This window comes from Pseudonocardia halophobica (assembly GCF_027922425.1).
Taxonomy (GTDB): domain Bacteria; phylum Actinomycetota; class Actinomycetes; order Mycobacteriales; family Pseudonocardiaceae; genus Pseudonocardia; species Pseudonocardia halophobica.
On the sequence record NZ_BSFQ01000101.1, the window covers coordinates 1 to 1,791 of the forward strand.

A 1,791-nucleotide genomic window follows, 5' to 3' on the forward strand; every position below is an offset into this window, starting at 1 on the left:
CAGTCTCAGTACCGGGTTCGCACGCACCAAGCGCGAACGAGCACAGCCGACCCCCACCCCGATTCTCATCCCTCGAGGCGGCCCGGGGTAGGGCCATAACATCTCAGTAGCTGACCCTTTGAGATTCTCCCCGTCCGGTCCTCGCCGGGTTGCCTGCGCCTACGAAGAGACCCCTGGACACTCCCGCGTACGTGAGTGCCCGGATGCACTCGGCGATTCGCGAAGGCAGCAGCGTCATGATGCGCCGAGCCCAGGGCCATCGAGTCCGGTAGGCGGCTCTCTCGAAGGCAGGCGACAGTTCAACTCGGTCGACATGAACGAGCGGAAAGAGAATCGGAAGAACCGGCACCCGAGCTTCGGCACACCAAGGGTTCCGGGTATGAGTGGCGTCGACGCCGAACCCGACGTTCGACACAACGTTTCTGGCGGCGATGAGCGACATGCCGCCGCGGTACAGCATGGCGAATGCCCAAGCAAAATCCCATGCATGGAGCTCCCCGGCAACAACGGAATCGAATCGTCGACGCAATAACAGATATTCGACAAATGGGAGACGGCGACGCACCGCACGTCGCCCTTCAGGGGTACTCCACGCGCTCATCGCGGGGTCGTAGGCGGCCCACGCGCGCGCCCACGTGGCCCAGCCCCATGTCGGTGACGTTCTGCTGCTCAGGTAGCTCTTCTCGGTGTCCGCCCAGGACCCGACCGAGTTGAACCCACTGATCATCATCACCTGCTCTTCATGGCGGTAGCGCTCCAGCAGCTCCGCGCAGAACGGGAAGAAGTCAGCAGAGGGCAGGCAGTCGTCCTCGAGTATCAACCCTTCGGATACGCGAGAGAAGAACCAATTGATAGCGGTCTCAGGGCCGCGCTTGCAGCCGAGATTAACGTCTTGGAACAGCACCTCGATGTCGCAGGGCCAATCGACGTCGTCGATCGCCCGCCGGGCCTCCGCGCATCGGATCGTGTCCTCGGGGACGTTCGCACGTGGACCATCTGCCGCGACCAGGAGGCGTTGCGGACGCACGACACGCAGGAGTTGGACCATACGGCGAACCTTGTCCGGCCGATTGAACATGATGAGCAGCACCGGGACGTCGAAGCCTGGCCGGATCCGCGCCGGTACACGTCCTCGGCCGTGGCGTCCATCATTCATCGAGGCTTGAGTCGTTCGTCCGGTTCGGGACGTTACCCGAAGCGGACCAAGGGGGCGGCCCCCTTCTGCCACTCAGCGCCGGAGGCAACGAGGCCATTGAGCACCCCCGCGGACGCACCGTCCGTCACCTCACACCGGCGCGCACGCGTCGGAACCTGAAATCCCCGTCCTCGCTACCCCCATAGTCTCCTCGCACGCGGCCCCAGTCCGGCAGCTGACCAGTAGTACTTTGTTAGGTGTGTCGTTCCCGCTGATTCGGCGTGGTTCGTGATCTCGTCGGGGTCGTGACTCCGGAGGAGATGGGGCAGGTGCGGCCGCGGTTGGTGGCGTTCGCGGCCGAGCTGCTCGGCGGGCTGGCCCGGGCAGATCAGCGGGCCAAGGGCGAGCTGTATCTGCGTGGGTTGTTGCTGGATGGCAAGCGCAAGTCGATGCAGCCGATGGCCGCCCGGCTCGGGGTCGATCATCAGCAGTTGCAGCAGTTCGTGACGTCCTCGACCTGGGACTACGCGCAGGTGCGTGGCCGGCTTGCGCGGTGGGCGTGAACCGCCCCGGGTTCAGTGGAGGCTCGGTTGTCCCGCTCCGAGGTGTTCGGGCGGGGGTGTGCGAGCGTAGTAGGTGGCTTCGGCCTCGTCCGG

The 1,791-nt window shown here is 65.0% G+C and carries 1 protein-coding gene and 1 pseudogene; one reads left to right on the plus strand and one right to left on the minus strand.

Going from position 1 to position 1,791, the window contains the following annotated elements; translation table 11 throughout:
- Positions 1-103 precede the first annotated feature (103 nt).
- Positions 104-1,090, minus strand: coding sequence for a hypothetical protein (locus tag PKE99_RS37390; RefSeq protein ID WP_051738401.1), 987 nt, complete (start codon positions 1,088-1,090; stop codon positions 104-106).
- A 365-nt stretch (positions 1,091-1,455) separates the two neighbouring features.
- Between PKE99_RS37390 and PKE99_RS37395 the strand changes: the two are divergent.
- A pseudogene (locus PKE99_RS37395) lies at positions 1,456-1,686 on the plus strand (transposase); the annotation flags it as partial.
- Positions 1,687-1,791 lie beyond the last annotated feature (105 nt).